This window comes from Cellulomonas sp. GTC20042 (genome assembly GCF_055389595.1).
Map to the genome: position 1 here is coordinate 1,453,565 of NZ_AP043678.1, position 19,629 is coordinate 1,473,193.

The window sequence follows — 19,629 nt, forward strand, 5'->3', positions numbered from 1 at the left end:
ACCATGACCGTCGTCGTCGCCTACAAGTGGGCGCGCAACCCGCAGGACGTCTCGATCGGGGCCGACGGCACCGTCGACTGGTCGCGTGCCAAGGGCGCGGTCAGCGAGTACGACCCGGTGGCGATCGAGGTGGCGCGGCTGCTGGCCGACACCCTCGGCACCGAGCTGGTCGGCATCAGCGTGGGCGGTCCGGACGCCGGGTCACCGATGGCGCGCAAGGCCGCCCTGTCCCGCGGGCTGGACCGTGCGGTGCTGGTCGCCGACGCGGCGTTCGAGGACGCGGGCAGCACCACCACCGCGCAGGCGCTGGCCGCGCTGGTGGGGGAGATCGGCGACGTGCAGGTGGTCGTGACCGGTGACTCCTCGGTGGACGTCGGCGCGCACCTGGTGCCGACGCTGCTCGCGGGGGTGCTGGGCTGGCCGGCGCTGGCGCAGGTCTCCGCGGTGACGCCGGTGGACGGCGGCCTGGTGGTCGAGCAGGCGGCCGGCGGCGGCACGCGCACGCTGCGGGTCGAGGGCCCGGCGGTGCTCGCGGTGGCGACCGATGCGGCGCTGCCCCGGGTGCCCGGCATGAAGGACATCCTGTCCGCCGGCAAGAAGCCGGTGGACGTGCGCGAGCCGGCCGATGTCGCCGCACCCGCGGGCGCCGCCCGCGTCGAGGTGCGCACGATCGCCCGCCCCGAGACCCCCGCCCGTCGCCGCCGGATGATCGACGCCTCGGACCCCGCCGCCGCCGCTGCCGAGCTGGTGGCCGCGCTGCGCGCCGACGCGATCCTCTGAGCCTGCGCGACCGAGAAGGAGAAGGACCCATGAGCTCCACCCTGTGCATCATCGTCGGGACCGACGCCGGCGTGGCCGGTCCGGTCGCGCTGGCCCGTGCGGCGGGCGGCCCGGTGACGGCGGTCGTCGCCGGCCCCGCCGCCGTGGCCGAGCAGGTCGCCGCTGCGGGCGTCGACGAGGTCGTCCACGTGACCGGGCCGGAGGGTGCGCCGGTCGAGGCGCTGGCCCCGGCGGTCGCCGAGGTCGTGGCCGGTCTGGCCCCCGCGGCGCTGCTGGCCGTCCCGGGCGACGCCGAGCGCGTGCTGCTCGGTGCGGCCGCAGCCCGTCTGGGCGCCCCGGCGCTGGCCGGCGTGACCGGTCTGGAGGCGATCGACGGTGGCCTGCTGGTGCACCGCTCCGCGCTGAACGGCGCGGCGGCCACCTCCGAGGCCGTCACCGGCGGCCCGGTGGCCCTGGTGGTCGACGCCCTGGCCGACCCGACCGCCACCGACCCCGCCCCGATCCGGACGGTCCCCGCCGCGCAGCAGCACCCGGTGACCGTGGTCGAGGAGGCCCCGGCCCGCGCGGTGCAGGCGGACCTCGGCTCGGCGGCCCGCGTGGTCGGTGTCGGCCGTGGCCTCAAGGCCGAGGCGGACCTGGCGCTGGTGACCGACCTGGCCGACGCGCTGGGTGCGGTGACCGCGTGCTCCCGCCCGCTGGCGGAGGGCTCGGGCTGGTTCCCGCGCGACCGCTACCTGGGCGTCTCCGGCCGGCAGATCGCGCCGGAGGTCTACCTGGCCCTCGGCATCTCCGGCCAGGTGCAGCACATGGTCGGCGTGCGGCAGGCCCGCACGGTGGTGGCCGTGAACACCGACAAGGACGCGGCCGTGTTCGCCGAGTGCGACTACGGGATCGTCGGCGACCTGTACGCGGTCGCCCCGGCGCTGGCCGCGGCGCTGCGCGGGGCCTGACATGACGGAGGAGCAGGAGCCGGACTTCGACGTCATCGTCGTCGGCGGCGGACCCGCGGGATCGGTGACCGCCTACCGCCTGGCGCAGGCCGGGCACTCGGTGGTGCTGATCGAGCGCGGCGAGGCGCCGGGGTCCAAGAACCTGTCCGGCGGCGTGCTGTACGGCCGGGTGCTGGACCAGGTGTTCCCGGGGTTCGCCGACGAGGCGCCGGTGGAGCGGCGGATCACCCGGCACGTGACGACCTTCGTCACCGGGGACTCGACGGTGTCGCTGGACTACGCCTCGGCGCGGCTGGCGGCGCCGGTGAACGCGGTGACCGTGCTGCGCGCGAAGTTCGACGCGTGGCTGGCCGAGCAGGCCGAGGCCGCCGGGGTGTTCCTCATGCCGGGCGTGCGGGTGGACGCGCTGCTGACCGAGCCCGGCCCGGACGGCACGCCTCGCGTGGTCGGCGTGCGCGCCGGTGACGACGAGCTGCGCGCCCGGGTGGTCGTGGCGGCGGACGGGGTCAACTCGTTCCTGGCCCGGTCGATCGGCCTGCGGCCCCAGCCGCCGGAGCACCACCTGGCGGTCGGCGTGAAGGCCGTGATCAGCCTGCCGCGCACCACGATCGAGGACCGGTTCTCCGTCTCCGGCGACGAGGGGGCCGCGCACGCGCTGGTGGGGGACTGCACGCAGGGCATCGGCGGCGGCGCGTTCCTCTACACGAACACCGACACGCTGTCCTTCGGCGTGGTGCTGCGGCTGGACGACCTGGTGAAGTCCGGGAAGCAGTCCTCGGAGGTCTTCGACCACTGCTACCGGCACCCGGCGCTGGCGCCCTACCTGCGCGGCGGCGAGATCGTCGAGTACGGCTCCCACCTGGTGGCCGAGGGCGGGCTGGCGATGGTCGGCGAGATCGCGACGCACGGCCTGGTCGTGGTCGGGGACGCCGCCGGTCTGACGATCAACTCCGGGCTGACCGTGCGCGGCATGGACCTGGCGATCGGGTCGGCGATCGCCGCCTCGGACGCGCTGGTGGCGGCGCTGGCGGCGGGGGACACCTCGGCGTCGGGGCTGGCCGGCTACCGCGAGCGGCTGTTCGCGTCCTTCGTCGGGCAGGACCTGACGACCTACGCGAAGGCGCCGGCGTTCCTGGAGCGTCCGGGCATGTACGGGCCCTACGGGGACCTGGCGGCGGACGTGCTGCACGACGTGTTCAGCCTGGACACGACGCCGCGGCGGCACCTGACGAGCACGGCGCTGCGCGCGCTGCGTCGCTCGGGGGTGCGCACGCGGGACCTGGTGCGTGACGGATGGGCGGGGGTGCGGGCGCTGTGAGCTCGATCGTGGTGCTGGACGTCCCGACGGTTCCGGCCCGGCTGGGTCTGAATCGGTTCGAGGTCGACGAGGAAGAACCGCACATCGAGGTCGACCAGGAGCTGTGCCGGGCGACCGGCACCGGTGACCGGCTGATCGCGGTGTGCCCGGCCGAGGTGTACAGCCGCGGCCCCGCCGGCGAGGTGCTGGTGGAGGCGGCGGCCTGCCTGGAGTGCGGGACCTGCCTGGCCGTCGCGGCGCCCGGTGCGCTGCGGTGGCACTACCCCCGGGGTGGCTACGGGGTGCAGTTCCGCGAGGGATGACCGGGTCGCGGGCAACCCGCGCGACCCGGTGCGAGACCGGGTCGGGCGGAGCTGACGGGGCTCCGCCCGACCCGACCTGAGGAATGTCCGAAATGTGTTCCAGAATGGGGACGTAGGTCCCTCTGAACCGGATAAGCACGCAATAGGTTCGACGCGAGAAAGCACGCGTCGAGGACGACGAGAGGTGGCACGTGGTGAGCGAGTCTCGGCCCGAGTTCGGGCTGCTGTCCGGGATCCGGGTCGTGATGACGGGGCTGTCCGTGGCCGCCCCCTTCGCCGCCCAGCTGTACGCCGAGCACGGCGCCGACGTGATCTGGCTGGAGAACCCCGCCAGCGTCGACACCGCCCGCACCTCCCGGCGCTCCGGCGCCTGGCAGCAGGACCGCCGGAACATGCGCAGCCTGGCGCTGAACTACATGGACCCGGACGGCCGGGCCGTGCTGATGGACCTGCTGGCCGGCACCGACGTGCTGATCGAAGCGTCCACCGGCGGTCGCTGGGCGCGGATCGGCCTGTCCGACGAGGTGCTCTGGGAGCGCAACCCGGGACTGGTGATCGCGCACATCTCCGGCTTCGGCCAGACCGGCGACGAGCGGTACACCCGCCGCCCGTCCTACGACCCGATCGCCCAGGCGTTCAGCGGTGCCATGCGGATGAACGGCCTGCCGGGCCAGCGCTCGGTACCCGCGATGCCGTTCCCCGCCGACTACACCGCCGCGTTCTACGCCTTCGGCATGGCGAACGCCGCGCTGGTGAAGCGTCAGGAGACCGGCAAGGGCGAGAGCATCGACATCGCGCAGTTCGAGGCGATGATGCGCGTGCAGGCCAACTACCCGACGGACTACCTGCGCTACGGCCTGGACTACGTCAAGGAGGGTGACCACTCGCTGATCTGCGCCGTCTACGGCACCTACGTGTGCGGCGACGGCGAGGAGGTCTACGTGCTGGTGCTCGGCCCCGGCGTGGTGCAGCGCACCGTGGCGCTGCTCGGGCTGGCCGAGCGCACCGACCTGTTCCCGGCCGGCGCCGGGCTGGTGCCGGTCGACACCGAGGCCGCCGCGGTGATCGAGGAGGCCTGGGCCGCGTTCATCGGCGCGCGCACCGCCGCCGAGGTCGAGGACGTGCTGGCCGAGCACGGCATCCCGAGCTCGCGGCTGATGGACTACGCCGCCGCCCGCGAGCACCCGCACTACCGGGCGCGCGGGGTGTTCACCGAGTGGACCGCCGCCGACGGCGAGACCACCGTGCCCGGCGTCAAGGTCGTGCCCGAGCTGACCCGGCACCCCGGACGCGTCTGGCGCGGCGCCCCCACGATCGGCCAGGACAACGACGACCTGCTGGACGAGCTCGCCGTCACCGCCGCCACCCGCGCCCGCATGGTCGCCGCCGGCGTGCTCGCCTCCGCCCCCTACTCCGAGACCACCGGCGCCTGAGCGCCGGTTCGACGAAAGGCACCACACCATGAAGAACCCGGACGGCACCGGCTTCGGCACCCTGCAGGGGCTCAAGGTCATCAACGCCTCCTCGGTGGTGGCAGGCCCGTTCATGTGCGAGCTGTTCGCCGAGCAGGGCGCGGACGTGATCCAGGTGGAGAGCACCAAGGTCCCGGACATGTACCGGCTCTGGCCGCAGTCCTGGTCGCAGGAGCGCCGCAACCAGCGCTCGATCACGCTGAACATCCCCACCGAGCAGGGTCGCGCGGTGCTGTTCCGGCTGATCGAGGACGCCGACCTGCTGGTCGAGTCCTCCCGCGGCGGCACCTGGGCGCAGTGGGGCCTCACCGACGAGGTGCTGTGGGAGGTCAACCCGCGCCTGGTGATCGTGCACATCTCCGGCTTCGGCCTGTCCGGCGACCCGGCGTACCTGCGCCGGGCGTCCTACGACTCGATCGGTCAGGCGTTCAGCGGCTACCTGGCGATCAACGGCTTCCCGGACCCGATGCCGCCGTACGTCACCAAGCCCTACACCGGCGACTTCGTGACCGGCCTGTTCGGTGCCTGGTCGGCGCTGGCCGGCGTGATCCGCGCCCGGGAGACCGGCAAGGGCGAGAGCGTCGACCTGGCGCAGTTCGAGACCCTGGTCCGCCTCCAGGCGTCCTACCTGTCCGACGGCCTGAACAAGGGCCTCCAGGCGCCCCGGATGGGCAACCTGGACACCGTCGGCGCGTGCAACGGCACCGAGCGCTGCAAGGACGGCTGGATCTTCATCGCCGTCGGCGGCGCCCGCGGCATCCGCTCGATGATCGAGCTGTTCGGCCTGGGCGACGACCCCGACTTCGAGGGCGTCATCCAGTCGATCACCCGCGACAAGCCGGAGCGCGCCCGCAAGTTCACCACCGCGCTCGAGGCGTACTGCGCCGAGCGCACGGTGGCGGAGGTCGAGGCCGAGCTGGGCCCGCTGGGCGTGGCTCTCAGCCCGATCATGGACTACCGCATGATGCAGGAGAACTCCCACTACCAGGCGCGCGGCGTCTTCGAGTCCTGGGAGGACATCCAGACCGGCGAGACCGTCCAGGGCGTCGCCCCGGTCCCGCGGTTCCGCAACAACCCCAGCCGGACCGTGCGCGGTGGCGCGCCCTACGACCACGACACCCGGTCGGTCCTGCGGGAGCACCGCTACTCCGACGAGGAGATCGACGCCCTGTACGCGGCGTACGTCCTCGGCGACGGCGCACCGGCGTAGCGCACACCTCTTCGAGAAGAAGGTCACAGAACCATGAGCGGATCTACCCGCAGGTCGACCTATGCCTGGCTGATCGTCCTGGCATGCATCGGCTTCTACGCGATCCCGGTCGGGGTCGTCGGCAACACCTCCGGCCTGTTCGTCACCCCGGTGATGGACGAGTTCGGCTGGGACCGCACCACCGCCACGCTCTACATGACGATCCAGCCCTGGGTCGCCGCGGTGTTCACGCCGGTGGCCGCCCGGATCATGAAGAAGTACAACCCGCGCTGGGTGCTCACCGCCTCCGCGCTGGTGTACGGCCTGGCGACGATCTGGACCGCCTACGCCGACCAGCCGTGGCAGTGGCACCTGTACGGCGTGATCTACGGCATCTGCTGCTCGTTCTTCATGTTCCTGGCCGTGCCGACGCTGATCAACGCGTGGTTCCGCCGCAGCACCGGCCTGGCCCTCGGCATCGCCGGCGCCACGCTCAGCCTGATCGCGGCGATCATGAGCCCGGTCGCGCAGTCGCTGATCGAGAACCACGGCTGGCAGTACGCCCGCACCGTCTTCGGCATCGTGATCACCGTCGTCCCGACCGTGCTGGCGGCGCTGTTCGTCCGGCGCGACCCGGCGTCGATGGGCATGCAGCCCTGGGGCGCCGAGCAGGAGGCCGCCGAGGCCGCCACGACCGCCGCCGCCCCGGCCCCCGCTGCCGAGGGCGCCACCCTCGCCCAGGCCAAGCGCTCCCCGGCGTTCTACCTGCTGATCCTGGTCGCCGGCATGTTCTGCCTGGGGGCGTCCTTCTTCCAGCAGATCCCGTCCTTCGCGGCCACCGGTGACCTGGGTGCCGACGCGGGTGCGACCGCGGTGTCGATCATCATGGTCGGCGGCACGCTCGGGAAGTTCTTCCTGGGCTGGCTCAGCGACCGGGTGGGCGCCAAGATCTCCGGCGTCGTCGCGGGAGTCTGCGGCGCGGGCGGTCTGACCGCCGCGATCCTGTCCGGCTCCACCGCCGCGATCTTCTTCGTCGGCATGGGCGTGTTCGGCGTCGCGTACTCCGCGCTCACCCTGATCCCGCCGCTGCTGGCCCGCGAGGGCTTCGGCACCGCGAACTACTCGGACATCTACTCCTGGGTCTCCACCGGCATCTTCATCTTCTCCGGTGCCGCCGCGCTGCTCTACGCGCGGATCTACGACCTGTCCGGCTCGTTCACCCCGGCGTTCGTCCTGGTGATCGGCATGTACGTCGCCACCGCCGTGATCGTCCCGATCATCGCCCGCACCGCGCGCCGCAGCTGGTCGCCGTCCACCGCACCCGTGCCGGTCGCCGCCGGTCGCTGAGGCGCACCATCCGTCCGGCGGGGCGGCCACCCCCGACCGCCCCGCCGGCCACTCCTCACCGCTGTACCCACGAAAGGAACCACTCGCCATGGGCCGGGACTTCCCCCACCTCTCCTCTCCCGTCCGGGTCGGGGGCGTCACCCTGAAGAACCGGATGATGACGACCTCGATGTCCCCGGGCGCCGGGTACACCGACAAGGACTCCCGCCCCACGCAGCGGTTCCTCAACTACCTGGAGCAGCGCGCCGCCGGCCAGACCGCGATGATCGTGCAGACGATCTGCCCGCACGAGCGCAGCGAGGCCCACCCCGGCATGTCGCCGATCCCGGGCTCCTACGACGACACCTGCATCCCGCACCTGGCGCAGATGGCCGACGCGGTGCACAAGCACGGCGGGCTGATCGTCGGGCAGCCGTACTTCGTGCACGACTGGAAGACCAAGGCCGACGAGGACGAGCACCCCTGGGGCCCCTCGGACATCTCGATCCTGCCGTTCATGGGCCCGTTCCGGGCGATGACCGGTGAGCACATCGAGATCTTCACGCAGCAGTTCGTCAACTGCGTGCGCGTGATGCAGGCCGCCGGCTGGGACGGCGTCGAGGTGATGGCCGGTGTCGGCGGCATCCTCAACCGGTTCCTGTCGCCCGCGACCAACAACCGCACCGACCAGTACGGCGGCAGCCTGGAGAACCGGGTCCGCCTGACCGTCGAGGTGATCAGCGAGATCCGCGCGCTGGTCGGCCCGGACTTCCCGATCCTGGTGCGCTGGTCGCCGGTCGAATACGTGAAGAGCCCGCACGGCGAGGGCCACACCATCGAGCAGTCGCTGGAGGTCGTGCCCCACCTGGAGCGTGCCGGTGCCGACCTGCACGACCTGGCCGTCGGCTGGCACGAGACCTCGGTGCCGCTGACCACCAAGCAGGTCAAGGACGGCCAGTGGTCGTGGATCTCGGAGCAGATCAAGACGGTCGCCACCAAGCCGGTGGTCACCGCCTACCGCGAGACCGACCCGCAGGTGATGGAGCAGATCCTGCGCGAGGGCAAGGCCGACGTCATCGGCGGCCTGCGCTACTCGATCGCCGACCCGGAGTTCCCGCGCAAGGTGATCGAGGACCGCGCCGAGGACATCGCCATGTGCATCTGCTGCAACCGGTGCCTGGACGACGTGGTCGGCAAGGAGCTGCCGCTGGAGAAGTGCGGGATGAACCCGCGCCTCGGCCCGGAGCTCGACACCCTCACCGTGCCGCCGGCCACCACCCGCAAGAAGGTCATGGTCGTCGGCTCCGGCCCCGGCGGGCTGCGCGCGGCGCTCACCGCCAGCGAGCGCGGCCACGACGTCACCGTCTACGAGCTCGGCCCGCGCATCGGCGGCTCGGTCAAGATGTCCTCGATCTTCTCCCCCCTGCACGAGCGGCTGCTGTCGTACTACAAGGTCCAGCTGCGCAAGCACCCCGAGGTGAAGATCCGGCTGCGCACCCCGGTCACCCCCGACCTGGTCCGCCAGGTGAAGCCGGACGCGGTGATCGTGGCGAACGGCGGCGAGCCCCAGGGCATCGACGTGCCGGGCGTGGAGGGGCGCAACGTCGTCACCTCGCACGACTTCCTGCAGATGCTGTCCGGCAACCCGCCGAAGAAGTCCGGCCTGATCAACTCGTTCATGTGGAAGGCCGGAGCCGTCGTGCTGCGGATGTACTACACGCCCGGCTTCGCCCGGGTGGCGACGAAGTACAGCCCGTGGCCGCTGCGCGGCTCGGTGGCGATCATCGGCGGCGGCCTGCCCGGCTGCGAGCTCGGCGAGCTGACCATGCACAGCCCGCGCACCACGACGATCTTCGAGGAGGGCAAGAAGATCGGCTACGACGTGGGCGCCTCCGACCGGTTCCACGTCACCTCGGCGTTCAAGAAGTCGCCGAAGGTCACCACCTACCCCTCCACCCGGGTCACCGAGATCACCCCGGACGGCGTGCGCGGCATGCAGCAGACCCCCGAGGGCGAGCAGCCGGTGGAGGCCAAGGCCAAGACCGTCGCCGTGACGCTGGGCTTCCAGCCGAACATGGACCTGTTCACCGAGATCGAGAAGATGGGCATCGAGGTCTACGCGGCGGGCGACTGCCGCAGCCCGGGCCGGATCGCCGACGCGACCAAGGCCGGCTACCAGGCGGCGGTGCGGATCTGATGGACGAGACCGTCTTCCTGGAGCGCCCCGAGGACGGCGTCGCCGTCGTGGTGCTCAACCAGCCGCGCAAGAAGAACGCGATCAGCGCGGTGATGATGGACCGGCTGCGCGAGCTGCTGATCGCCTGCGACGACGACCCGGACGTGCGGGTGGTCGTGCTGCGCGGCGCGGGGGAGCACTTCTCCTCCGGCGGTGACCTCACGCAGACGCCGCCCGAGGAGGCGACGATCGCCCGGGCCCGCGAGCAGCTGCGCCGCTACCTGCGCGCCACCGAGACCCTCCGGCAGATCGCCACCCCGGTGATCGCCATGGTCGACGGCTACGCGGTGGGCGGGGCGTTCAGCCTGATGCTGGCGAGCGACCTGGTGGTGGTGAGCGACCGCGCGACGATCGTGCCGGCGTTCTGCCAGATCGGGATCGTGCCGGAGATGGGCATGATGAAGTTCTTGCCCGACCTGGTCGGTCAGCAGCGCGCCAAGGAGATCCTGTTCCTCGGCGAGCGGCTCACCGGCGACGACCTGCTGCGGCTCGGCATCGCCAACCGGGTGCTGCCCGCCGCCGACCTGGAGACCGGCACGCTCGCGCTGGCCCGGCAGGTCGCCGGGATGCCGCCGCTGTCGGTGCAGATCACCAAGAGCATCATGAACGCCGCCGCCGATCCCGGGCTGGCGCAGGTGCTCCAGGCCGAGGCCACCGCCTCGCCGTTCTGCACCGCCACGGGTCCGTTCGCCGGCGGGCCGGGGAAGTAGCGGCGCCGTGATCCCGATCCCCCCGCCCTCGTCGATGCGGTCGATGGCCGAGCCGTTCGTCGCTGCCGCGCGCCGGCACCCGGACCGGCTCGCGATCGTGCACGGCGACGTCGCGCTCACCTACGCGCAGGTGGCCCGACGCATCGAGCAGGTGGCGCACGTGCTGCTCGCCCGCGGCGTGCGGGCGGGGGACCGGGTGGCGTACCTGCTGCCCAACGGGCGCGACCTGGTCGAGCTCTACTACGCGATCCAGGCGGTCGGGGCGGTCGCGGTGCCGCTGAACTACCGGTGCTGCGCCGCCGAGGTCGCCTACCTGCTACGCGCCTCCGGGTCGACCGTGCTGGTGTTCCCGCAGGCCGCCGCCGAGCGGGTGGCCGAGGCGCGAGCCGAGGTGCCCGACCTGCGCGTGCTGCTGTGCACGGACGCGGCCCTCGACTCCGCGGAGTGCCTGACGGCGCTGGCCGAGGCGGTGCCGGACGGGGTGGTCCCGGACCTGCCGGAGCCCGATCCGGACGCCGTCTCGCGCATCCAGTACACCGGCGGCAGCACCGGCGTGCCCAAGGGCGTCGAGCGCACCCACCGCGCGGACCTGGTGGAGATCGAGGGCACCTACCTGTCCAACGGCCTCGACCAGGACCCGAGCAAGATCGTGCTGATCCAGTGCCCGCTGGAGCACCACGGCGGCCACGACTGGTTCTGCATGTCCTTCGCCTGCGGCGCCACCGTCGTGCTGGTCGACAAGTTCCGGCCCGAGGTGATCCTGGACGCGATCGAGCGGCACCGGGTGTCGTACATGATCCTGCTGCCGCCGACCACCTACGCGCGGCTGATGGACCACCCCGCGATCGACGAGCACGACCTGACCTCGGTGCGGCTCGTGCAGAGCAGCGCGGGCGCCACCACCCCGGAGATCGTGCGCCGGATGCACCGGCACTTCCCGCAGGCGCGGGTGCTGTACGGCTGGGGGCAGACCGAGTCCGGCCTCGGCACCAGCCTGGTGCTCACCCGCGAGATGGCCGAGACCGAGCACCCCCGGATCGCCAGCATCGGCCGCCCGCAGCCCTACCTGGAGCTGCGGATCCTGGACGAGCAGGGCGCCGAGGTCGGCCCCGGCGTGATCGGCGAGGGGGCCGTGCGCTCCGTCGCCGTCATGCGCGGCTACCACCAGCAGCCCGAGCTCACCTGCGGCGCGTTCACCGCCGACGGCTGGCTGCGCACCGGCGACATGATGGAGCGCGACGCCGACGGCTACCTCTACCTGCGCTCCCGCAAGCGCGACCTGGTCAAGTCCGGCGGCGAGAACGTCTTCGTCGGCGAGGTCGAGGGCGTCGTCCGCTCCCACCCCGCGGTCCGCGACGCCCTGGTGCACGGCGTGCCCGACCCCCGCCTCGGCGAGGTCGTCGCGGTCGCCGTCGAGCTGGTGCCCGGCGCCACGCTCACCCTGGACGAGCTGCAGGACTTCTGCCGCGCCCGGATGGCGTCCTACAAGAAGCCCCGGCACCTGGAGGTCCTGGAGAGCCTGGGCCGCGACTACTCCGGCAAGATCGACCGGGTCCGGGTGCTCGCCGAGGCGCAGCGCCGACGCGACCTGCGGACCGCCGGCGAGGACGTCTGCACCCAGGTCGGCATCGACCCCGACGTGTACCGGGTGGCCCTGCCGCTCAGCGAGGGCTTCGAGCGGAGCACCGCCTGCTACGTGCTGCCCGACGGGGACGGCGGGGCGCTGATCGTGGACCCCGGCGCGGACGACCCCGCGTCGCTCGCCGTGCTGCGCGGGGCGCTGGACCGGCTCGGCGTGGACCTCGCCCGCTCGCGGGTGCTGGTGACGCACGAGCACGCCGACCACCTCGGCGGGGCGGTGCGGCTGGCCGGGGCGGGCGGGGCGCCGGTCGCGGCGCAGCCCGGCACCGGCCCGACCGTGCTCGCCTCGGCCGCGCTGGTCGACCTGCTCCGCGACTGGTGGGCGCCGGAGACCTCCGCCGCCTGCGTCGCACGCTTCGTCGCCGCCGGGTTCGGCGCCGAGGAGGCGCGTGACCTCGACGCCATGCGCGTCCGCGTGATCCCTGCGGCTGCCGCGGATGCTGCGATCCGGCCGGTCGCCGACGGCGAGCGCCTGCGGGTCGGCCGCCACGACTACACCGTGCTCGCCACCCCCGGTCACGCCGCCGGGCACCTGTGCCTGTACCAGGAGGACCGCCGGCTGCTGCTGTCCGGCGACCACGTGCTGTTCCACCTGTCGCCGCCCACGCTCGGCGCACCGGGCGGGTCCGCCGATCCGGGTGCCGGGGCGCTGACCGCGTACCTGGCGAGCCTGGACCGGCTGGCCGCGCTGGAGATCGACCGCTGCCTGCCCGGGCACGGCGACCCGCAGGGCGACGCCTCCGCGCGGATCGCCGCGCTGCGCCGGCACCACGAGACCCGGCTCGACGCGGTGCGCGCGCTGGTCGCCGGGGGAGAGGCGCCGACCGCCGCCGAGATCGCCCGCTCCCTGCGGTGGAGCAGCGCCCCCGGCCCGTGGGACCGCGCCCCCGCCGGCCTGCGCTGGCTGCTCGCCACCGAGACCCTCGCGCACCTGGACCACCTGGTCGGCGTCGGCGAGATCCGTCGCGTCCCGCGTCCCGACGGGGCCACCGGCCACGTCCCCACCGCCTGATCCCGCGCCCCCGCGCGCACCCCTGCTGTCAGCACCGACGAGAGGCACCACCATGGACTTCAGCATCACCGACGAGCAGAACCTGCTCCTCGACAGCCTCCGGGAGGTGATGGCGCGCTCCTGCACCGAGGACTACATGAAGGAGTGCAACGAGAACAGCCGCTACCCGCAGGAGTTCATCGACGCGCTGACCGAGGCCGGCTTCACCTCCCTCGGCGTGCCCGAGGAGCACGGCGGCACCCCGGTCGACACCACCACGCTCATGCTGGTCGCCGAGGAGATCACCAAGCACGGCGGCCCGCACTTCGCGTTCGGCCAGGCGCTGTCGATCGCCGACATGCTCGAGTTCGGCTCCGAGGAGCAGAAGGAGCAGTGCATGGGCGAGGTGATGAACGGGCGCGTCGGCTTCGTGCTCGGCTTCACCGAGCCGCAGGCCGGCTCCGACTCCTCCGCCATCGCGACCACGTTCACCCGCCGCGACGGCAAGGTCTACCTCAACGGCCACAAGACGTTCATGAGCAACGCGCTGCGGTCGACCTACATGCTCTGCCTCGCGAAGGACGCGGACGCGCCCGAGGACTCGACGAAGAAGAACGCCTTCACCATGTGGTGGATGCGGATGGACGCCCCGGGCGTGACCATCGAGCCGCTGAAGAAGATCGGCTGGCACATGATGGACACCTGCGAGGTCTACCTGGACGAGGTCGAGGTCGAGGAGAAGGACCTCGTCGGCGTCGAGGGCAACGGCTTCATGCAGGCCATGATCAACTTCGAGGTCGAGCGCCTGCTGATGGCCGCGTCCCTGCTCGGCATGGCCGAGTGCGCCTTCGGCGACGCCGCCCGCTACGCCACCCAGCGCATGCAGTTCGGCAAGCCGATCGGCTCCTTCCAGCTGATCCAGCAGAAGATCACCATGATGAAGATCAAGATCGAGAACATGCGCGGTCTGGTCTACAAGACGGCGTGGGAGATCGACAACGGCATCCCGGTGCAGATCGACTCGGCGCTCGCCAAGCTGTACTGCGCGCAGGCCGCCAACGAGGTGATCGACGACGCGCTGCAGATCATGGGCGGCATCGGCTACACCACCGACGCCCGCGTCTCGCGGCTGTGGGTCGACGCCCGCGTGCACCGGATCGGCGGTGGCACCGACGAGGTGATGATCCACATCGCCGGTCGCAGCATCCTCAAGCAGTTCCGGGACTGAGCGCCGTGGACGCCATCGTCACCGACCTGATCGCCGAGCAGGCCCAGGTCGACACGCTCATGGACGGCTTCACCGAGGCCGACTGGGACCGGCAGGCCGCCACCTGCGACTGGACGTTCAAGGACGAGCTGCTGCACCTCGCGGCGTTCGACTGGGCGGCCATGCAGATGATGCTCGGGGTGGCCCCGGACGTGAAGACCCTCGCCGACGCCGAGTTCGGCCACGACGAGGTGCACCGCGTCACGCGGTACCGCGACCGGCCCGGCGCCGAGGTGCTGGCGTTCTGGCGCCGCACCCGCAGCCGTCTGGTGTGCGCGTTCCTCGACCAGGACCCCAAGGCACGCATCCCGTGGGCGCCCGGCCTGCCGATGTCCGCACGCTCGCTCGCCTCCGCGCGGCTGATGGAGCTGTGGGCGCACTCGGTCGACCTGTACGACGCCCTCGGCATCGAGCCGGTGGTCAGGGACCGGATCGCGCACACCCTGTTCCTGTCCTGGCAGGCGCGGCCCAACGCGTACCGGATCAACGGGCTCGACCTGCCGGAGACGCCGGTGCGCGTCGAGGTCACGCTGCCCTCGGGCGCTGTCTGGGCCCGTGGTGAGGAGGGTGCCGCCGACGTGATCCGCGGCACCGCACGCGACTGGGCCCTGGTCGCGGTCCGTCGGCGCGTCTGGCAGGACACGGCGCTGGAGGTCGTCGGCGCCGAGGCGCAGCGCTACGCGACGATCGTGCAGACCTTCGCCGGCGACGCCAGCCCCGCCCCCGTCCCCTACGCGGGCTGAGCGCGCGGCGCGCAGACGCCGAGGTTGCACGGATGCAGGCTTCCTGGCTCGGGAAGCCTGCATTCGTGCAACCTCACCGGGGACCGGCGGGCGCCGGGGCAGGTCTCAGAACACCCAGGGGCAGACGGGCGCGACCGGCCAGCCGAAGGCGGCGCTCGCGGCGTGCAGGGCGGCCGGGGTGCGCGACCGGACCTGCCCGGCCCCGGCCAGCGCGGTCAGCGACCGCCCGCCGAGGTAGGCCGCGCCGAGCTCGCGCACGTCCAGCGTGAGGTCCGCCTCGCCCTCGGCGGCCGCCGCCTCGACGCGCGCCGGGTAGGTGCCGTCGGCGCCGGCCTCGCCGGTGACCAGCCGCCAGGTGCCCGCGTTCGCCGGCAGGTGCGCGTCGGTCACCGCGATCGTCACGTCCAGCGGGGCCGCGTACCGGCGCCCGGCCAGCGCGGCCGGCACGTCCAGCAGCCGCACCCAGAGGTTGTCCGTCACCTTCGGCACCGTGCGGCGCACGTCCACCAGCATCCCGAGCAGCGGGTCGTCCACCGCGAGCATGCCGGTGGTCAGCGTGGTCACCAGGTCGAGGTCCAGCAGGAACGACCACAGCCGGTGCGCCGCCGCCGCGTCCACCGCCGCCGACTTGTTCACCGCCACCGTGTACTCCGGGTTGTTGTCCGGCCACTTCTCGGTCCGGCGCAGGATCGCGTACGCCCGCGGCTCGCCCTGCGCGTCCCGCACCGTCACCAGCCGCGCCGGCTCCGCGCCCTGCCGCCAGGCCGGCGGGTCGGCCACCGCGGCGATCCGCTGCGCGTCGTTCGACCGGATCACCCAGCCCGGACGGCCCTGACCGGCGGCGATCTGCACGGCGTCCACCAGGTCGCGGTGCTGCTCTGCGTCCAGCGGCTCGAAGCGCACCGTGAGGTCCGCCGATCCCGGCACGTCGCGCAGCCGCGCCCCGCGGGGCACCGTGAGCCGCAGGTTGTCGGACGCCGAGCCGTAGCCGAACCGCCCGTAGATCCCGGGCTCGGCGGCGAACAGCGCCGACACGGCCTCGCCGCGCTCGATCGACCGGGCGAAGTGGCTGCGGATCATCGTCGACAGCAGCCCGCGCCGCCGGTGGTCCGGCCGCACGCCCACCCAGGTCAGCCCCGCGCACGGGACCTCGCCGCCCGGCACCGGCAGCGTGAACGCGTAGGAGCCGTGCACCGCCACCAGCTCGCCGTCCGCGGTCTCGATCGCGCGGGTGCGGTCCAGCGGCACGGTGAACGGCACGGCGGCCTCGACGGCCGGGTCCGGGGCCTCGGCGAAGGCCATCTCCTCGACGGTGCGGAACTCGGGGAGGCGGTCCTCGGGGATGGTGATCTGGCGGTAGCCCTGCGGTGCGTCGGTCATGGCGCCATCCTGTCCCGGCGGTCCGACACGCGCGACGTCTTTCCTGGTGGGCGGCGTCGCGCCCGGGGATCGGCCAGGTGCTCGCGCGTCTCGGACCTGCCCGGTCGCCGCCCCTGTGCCGCTGTCGGTGCCGCTGGTTACGCTCGCCGCGTGAGCCCGACGTCCCCGCCCCGCCGCCGCTCGGCGACGAGCGCGCTGGAACGCGTGCGGGCCCGGCTGCACCGGTGGGGGATGGGCTCGCAGCCGGCGCTCACCACCCTGCTGATCGCGCTCACCCTCGCCGCCTCGGTCGGGATCGTGCTGGCGCGGCCCTGGGTGCCGCCCTCGACGTTCATCCTGATCGAGCTGCTCGGCGCCTTCCTGCTCCGGATGCGCGGCATGGTCATGCTGTGCGCCGCGATCGTGGCGCAGGTGCTGGTCGTCACCCTCGGCGGGCTGGCCGACTTCACCCCCGGCACCTTCGTGCTCCAGGGGATCGCGATCGTCGCCCTGCTGCTGTTCGCCGCGCACCGGGACCGGCTCGGCCTCCAGGGCGCCCCCGGCGACCTCATGCTGGTGGACCTGCGCGACCGGCTCGCCGCCCACGGGACGATCCCGGCGCTGCCCGCCGGCTGGGTGGTGCAGACCGCGCTGCGCTCCGCCCACGCCGAGGCGTTCTCCGGCGACTTCGTGGTCACCGCGACGCGCGCCCACGGCCAGGTGCTGGAGATCGCGCTGGTCGACGTCTCCGGCAAGGGCCAGGGGGCGGGGGTGCGCTCCCTGCAGCTGTCCGGGGCGCTCGCGGGGCTGGTCGGCGCGATGGACAGCGCCGACCTGCTGCCCGCCGCCAACGCGTACCTGATCGGGCAGGACTGGGACGAGGGCTTCGCCACCGCCGTGCACCTGACCGTCTCGCTGACCACCGGCGACTTCACCGTCCACTCCGCCGGCCACCTGCCGCCGGTGCACCTGCACGCCGGGTCCGGGCTGGTCGAGCTGCTGGACACCGCCGGCAGCCCCGCGCTGGGGATCGTGGAGGACGTGCCCTTCGCGCCGCTGCACGGGCGGATCGAGCCCGGCGACGTGCTGCTGCTCTACACCGACGGCCTGGTCGAGGCGCCGGGGGAGGACCTGGACCAGGGGATCGACCGGCTGATGGGCGCCGTCGAGCACCTGCTCGCGACCCGTCGCGGGGACGCCGACGCCGTGCTCGCGCAGGTGCGCGCCGGCGAGGGCGACGACCGCGCGCTCGTGCTGGTGCGGAGGGACTGACGTGGACCTGGACTACCTCGAGGCCGTGCTCGACGTCGTCGCCGAGATCCCCTCCGGGCGGGCGATGACCTACGGCACGATCGCGGAGGTCGTGGCCGACCGGCTGGTGGCGGCGGGGGAGCCGGCGCGCGGCGGCCCGCGTCAGGTCGGGCAGATCATGTCCCGCGGCGGGTCCGACGTGCCGTGGTGGCGGGTGGTCAACGCCTCGGGCGCCCCGCCCGCGCACCACGCCCGCGCCGCGCTGGAGAACCTGCGCGCCGAGGGCACCCCGCTGTCCGCCGACGGCACCCGCGTCGCCCTGCGCCGCGCCATCTGGTTCCCCGACGACTGACCCGCGCGAGTCCGCGCACCCAGCCGCGCCCGCGCGCTCGCGCTCGCGCCCGCCCGCGCCCGCTCTGCCCGCTCGCGACCCGCGCACGAACGCCGAGTTGTCAGCTCTTGTCGCTTCGCGGGCGTCGGAAGCGACAAGTGCTGACAACTCGGCGAGGTGCAGCGCGAGGTCAGTGCGCGATGACCGGGGCCTCCGCGGGCGCGGCGGGGGCGTCGGCGGCGCGGGTCTCGGCAGCGGCGACCTCGGTGGCGGAGACGCGGGCGCGCCGGTCGTCCCGGGTGCGGAACAGCACCGCGGCCAGCACCGCACCGCCGACGAAGATCCCTGCGGACCACACGTAGGCGGTGTCGAAGGAGTGGATCGACGCCTGCGCCAGCACCTCGGGCGTGGCCGGCGCGTGGTCGGCGACGTACGCGGTGGCCGCGGTCGCGGCGAGCGTGTTGAGCAGCGCCGTGCCGATGGCCCCGCCGACCTGCTGGCTGGTGGACACCAGCGCGGAGGCCGCGCCGGCGAGCCGCTGCTCGACGCCCAGCGTGGCGAGCTGGAAGGACGCGGGCATGATCGACGCCATGCCGATGCCCATGAGGATCAGGCCGGGCAGCACGTGCGGGTAGGTGCTGTCGACGTCCAGCAGCGTGAAGGACAGCAGACCGGTCGCGGCGAGCAGCATGCCGATCGGCACCAGCAGCTTGGGCCCGAACCGGGGGATCAGCAGGTTCGACTGGATCTGCGCGGTGATGATGATCGAGGCCACCATCGGCAGGAACCCGAGGCCGGTGCGCATCGGCGTGAAGTCGAGGGTGCTCTGCAGGTAGTACGTGAGGAACAGGAACACCCCGAACATGCCGGAGCCGGCGACCAGGATCGCGAGGTAGGAGGCCCCGCGGTCGCGGTCGAGGATCACCCCGAGCGGCAGCACGGCGTTGGCGGCGGTGCGCTGGCGGAGCACGAAGCCGACCAGCAGCACGACCGACGCGGCGAGCGGCCCCCAGGTCAGCGCGGAGTCCCAGCCCTGCGGCTCGGCCTGCGAGAAGCCGAACACCAGCGCGAACAGACCGCCGGATCCGAGGATCACGCCCGGCACGTCCAGGCGGTGACCGGCGACGCCGCCGGCGCGCGGCAGCAGCACGATCCCGGCGACCAGGGCGATCACGGCGATCGGCACGTTGACGTAGAGGTTCCAGCGCCAGTCGAAGTGCTCGGTGAGGTAGCCGCCGAGCAGCAGGCCGATCGCGCCGCCCATGCCGGCGATGGCGCCGAAGATGCCGAAGGCGCGGCCGCGCTCGCGCGGGTCATGGAAGGTCGTGGTCAGCACGGACAGCGCCGCGGGGGCGAGGACAGCGCCGAAGACGCCCTGGAGGGCGCGGGCGGCGACCAGCAGCTCGAAGGTGCCGGCGGCGCCGCCGAGGGCCGAGGCGCCGGCGAAGCCGACCAGGCCGACCAGGAACATCCGGCGGCGGCCGAGCATGTCGGACAGGCGTCCGCCGAGCAGCAGCAGGCTGCCGAAGGCGAGGGCGTAGGCGGTGACGATCCACTGCCGGTCGTTGTCGGAGAAGCCGAGCTCGGCCTGCGCCGAGGGCATGGCGATGTTCACGATGGTGGCGTCGAGCACGACCATCAGCTGGGCGAGGGCCACGGTGGCGAGCACGAGCCAGCGGCGACGGGATGCCGTCGTCGCGGCGGGGGTGGCGGGTGTGGACATGGTGGTGCTCCGGTGGGACGTCGGGGTCGGTGCACCGACT

The 19,629-nt window shown here is 73.1% G+C and carries 16 protein-coding genes; 14 read left to right on the forward strand and 2 right to left on the reverse strand.

Annotated features, from left to right (window positions below; translation table 11 throughout):
- Positions 1-3 precede the first annotated feature (3 nt).
- The 12 genes from ACZ5HG_RS06755 to ACZ5HG_RS06810 all read left to right on the forward strand — a co-directional run bounded on the left by ACZ5HG_RS06755 (position 4) and on the right by ACZ5HG_RS06810 (position 14,925).
- Positions 4-780 carry an electron transfer flavoprotein subunit beta/FixA family protein gene (locus ACZ5HG_RS06755; RefSeq protein WP_464181265.1) on the forward strand — a complete coding sequence of 259 codons (777 nt, stop codon included), beginning with the start codon at positions 4-6 and terminating at the stop codon, positions 778-780.
- 29 nt (positions 781-809) lie between these two features.
- On the forward strand, positions 810-1,730 hold the full coding sequence (locus ACZ5HG_RS06760; RefSeq protein WP_464181267.1) for an electron transfer flavoprotein subunit alpha/FixB family protein: 921 nt from the start codon (positions 810-812) through the stop codon (positions 1,728-1,730).
- Position 1,731: 1 nt separating this feature from the next.
- A complete protein-coding gene (locus ACZ5HG_RS06765) occupies positions 1,732-3,048 on the forward strand; it encodes an FAD-dependent oxidoreductase (RefSeq protein ID WP_464181269.1) in 1,317 nt (438 codons plus the stop codon).
- On the forward strand, positions 3,045-3,350 hold the full coding sequence (locus ACZ5HG_RS06770; protein ID WP_464181270.1) for a ferredoxin family protein: 306 nt from the start codon (positions 3,045-3,047) through the stop codon (positions 3,348-3,350). The genes ACZ5HG_RS06765 and ACZ5HG_RS06770 overlap by 4 nt, the downstream gene beginning before the upstream one ends.
- 194 nt (positions 3,351-3,544) lie before the next feature.
- Positions 3,545-4,783: a CoA transferase gene (locus ACZ5HG_RS06775; protein ID WP_464181271.1), complete on the forward strand. Its 1,239-nt coding sequence runs from the start codon at positions 3,545-3,547 to the stop codon at positions 4,781-4,783.
- A gap of 28 nt (positions 4,784-4,811) precedes the next feature.
- Positions 4,812-6,032, forward strand: coding sequence for a CoA transferase (locus ACZ5HG_RS06780; protein ID WP_464181274.1), 1,221 nt, complete (start codon positions 4,812-4,814; stop codon positions 6,030-6,032).
- 33 nt (positions 6,033-6,065) lie between these two features.
- On the forward strand, positions 6,066-7,358 hold the full coding sequence (locus ACZ5HG_RS06785; RefSeq protein WP_464181276.1) for an MFS transporter: 1,293 nt from the start codon (positions 6,066-6,068) through the stop codon (positions 7,356-7,358).
- Between the two features lie 88 nt (positions 7,359-7,446).
- Entirely contained in the window at positions 7,447-9,534 is a 2,088-nt protein-coding gene (locus ACZ5HG_RS06790) for an oxidoreductase (RefSeq protein ID WP_464181278.1), read from the forward strand.
- Complete coding sequence (locus ACZ5HG_RS06795) at positions 9,534-10,283, forward strand: enoyl-CoA hydratase/isomerase family protein (RefSeq protein WP_464181281.1); 750 nt, start codon at positions 9,534-9,536, stop codon at positions 10,281-10,283. The genes ACZ5HG_RS06790 and ACZ5HG_RS06795 overlap by 1 nt, the downstream gene beginning before the upstream one ends.
- A gap of 7 nt (positions 10,284-10,290) precedes the next feature.
- On the forward strand, positions 10,291-12,936 hold the full coding sequence (locus tag ACZ5HG_RS06800; protein ID WP_464181282.1) for an AMP-binding protein: 2,646 nt from the start codon (positions 10,291-10,293) through the stop codon (positions 12,934-12,936).
- 52 nt (positions 12,937-12,988) lie between these two features.
- On the forward strand, positions 12,989-14,143 hold the full coding sequence (locus ACZ5HG_RS06805) for an acyl-CoA dehydrogenase (protein ID WP_464181284.1): 1,155 nt from the start codon (positions 12,989-12,991) through the stop codon (positions 14,141-14,143).
- Positions 14,144-14,148: 5 nt separating this feature from the next.
- Positions 14,149-14,925 carry a TIGR03084 family metal-binding protein gene (locus ACZ5HG_RS06810; RefSeq protein WP_464181285.1) on the forward strand — a complete coding sequence of 259 codons (777 nt, stop codon included), beginning with the start codon at positions 14,149-14,151 and terminating at the stop codon, positions 14,923-14,925.
- Between the two features lie 105 nt (positions 14,926-15,030).
- Here the strand turns inward: ACZ5HG_RS06810 and ACZ5HG_RS06815 are convergent, their stop codons facing one another.
- Positions 15,031-16,305 (reverse strand): GNAT family N-acetyltransferase, encoded by a 1,275-nt coding sequence (locus tag ACZ5HG_RS06815; RefSeq protein ID WP_464181286.1) that lies wholly within the window; start codon positions 16,303-16,305, stop codon positions 15,031-15,033.
- A gap of 150 nt (positions 16,306-16,455) precedes the next feature.
- On the opposite strand from ACZ5HG_RS06815, the gene ACZ5HG_RS06820 reads away from it, so the two are divergent.
- Positions 16,456-17,556: a PP2C family protein-serine/threonine phosphatase gene (locus ACZ5HG_RS06820; RefSeq protein WP_464181288.1), complete on the forward strand. Its 1,101-nt coding sequence runs from the start codon at positions 16,456-16,458 to the stop codon at positions 17,554-17,556.
- A 1-nt stretch (position 17,557) separates the two neighbouring features.
- Positions 17,558-17,887 carry an MGMT family protein gene (locus tag ACZ5HG_RS06825; protein WP_464181289.1) on the forward strand — a complete coding sequence of 110 codons (330 nt, stop codon included), beginning with the start codon at positions 17,558-17,560 and terminating at the stop codon, positions 17,885-17,887.
- 169 nt (positions 17,888-18,056) lie between these two features.
- On the opposite strand, the gene ACZ5HG_RS06830 is transcribed toward ACZ5HG_RS06825, so the two are convergent.
- The gene (locus ACZ5HG_RS06830; RefSeq protein WP_464181290.1) at positions 18,057-19,589 is read right to left on the reverse strand and encodes an MFS transporter; all 1,533 of its coding nucleotides are present in this window, start codon (positions 19,587-19,589) and stop codon (positions 18,057-18,059) included.
- Positions 19,590-19,629: the final 40 nt, after the last annotated feature.